A 1144-nucleotide genomic window follows, 5' to 3' on the forward strand; every position below is an offset into this window, starting at 1 on the left:
AATGACAAATACGAAGACAGCGAAAAAGCCGCTCAAGATGTGCGTGACCGTATTGCTGCAATCGAAGATGTCTCTGATGCACTGTTTGAAGAATGGCAAGGCGAGTTGGACTTGTACACCAGTGCGAAACTGCGCCGCTCAAGCGAACAAAAACTGCGTGAAACCAAAGCCTCTTACAAAACCATGCTCAGCGCAATGAAACGCGCAGAGAAAAAGATGACGCCAGTACTGAACACACTGCGTGATAACACGCTGTATCTAAAACACAACCTCAACGCGAGTGCGATTGGTTCTTTGCAAGGCGAGTTCTCTAGCTTAGAGAAAGACATTCAATTTGCCATCAAACAAATGAACGAAGCGATCGCTGAATCGGATAAGTTCCTGCAAAAGCTTAATCAAAAGTAAATCATTCAGGCCTCCTCCTCGCGAGGAGGTTTTAGTCTGCTACCTCGCCGACTAAGCCTATTACTCTTCGAACAAAGCCCACGCGCTCTTCGACACTGCCCCATGGCACTTCCACCACTTGATATCCGAGCTCAACATAAGTATTGATTAGGGTTTGATGGATTTTCAGCGCTTCTTCAAAGCTGTGCGGACGCACTTCATCTTGTACGTAAATAGACGCTTCAGGTCGACAAGTAAGCACCTGACTATGGTACCCAGCACTTTCAGTTAAGAAAGCTTGGTCAACGTGACAACCACCGACTTGCAGATAAGCAACAATATCTGGAATCGCGCGATCAACAAAAGCCACGTTAGTATTCAACGCTTCACGCTTTTGCTCACTCATTAGGTTAAGACACAATTTGGCAAACTCAGGCAGATTGGTCCACGGCAAAATGCCATTGTCCAACGCACTTTGCTGCTCTATCAACGAGCGTGAGCCTTCAGCAAACGTGGCGTAGCCTTGTTTGCCTAACGCGTTGAGTAACGTTGTTTTGCCCGCTCCTGGACCACCGGTAATCACAATCGGCTTCATGTTATCTCCCTAAAAACAACAAGCCCCGAGCTTAACTCGGGGCTTGTATTTAAGCTAATCCGCTACAGCAAATTATTTTGCTGAACGTGAAGCACGCTTACGGTCGCTTTCCGTTAGGAACTTCTTACGGATACGGATGCTTTCAGGCGTTACTTCTACTAGCTC

At 46.9% G+C, this 1144-nt stretch carries 2 protein-coding genes; one reads left to right on the forward strand and one right to left on the reverse strand.

Features of this window, described 5'->3' with window-relative positions; genetic code table 11:
• Positions 1 to 405, forward strand: a 405-nt coding sequence (locus tag R7P67_RS25645) for a DUF2959 family protein (RefSeq protein ID WP_318086427.1), incomplete at its 5' end; no start/stop codon positions are given.
• A 31-nt stretch (positions 406 to 436) separates the two neighbouring features.
• On the opposite strand, the gene R7P67_RS25650 is transcribed toward R7P67_RS25645, so the two are convergent.
• Complete coding sequence (locus tag R7P67_RS25650) at positions 437 to 979, reverse strand: AAA family ATPase (protein WP_015296074.1); 543 nt, start codon at positions 977 to 979, stop codon at positions 437 to 439.
• Positions 980 to 1144 lie beyond the last annotated feature (165 nt).

The organism is Vibrio sp. Vb0937 (assembly GCF_033338855.1).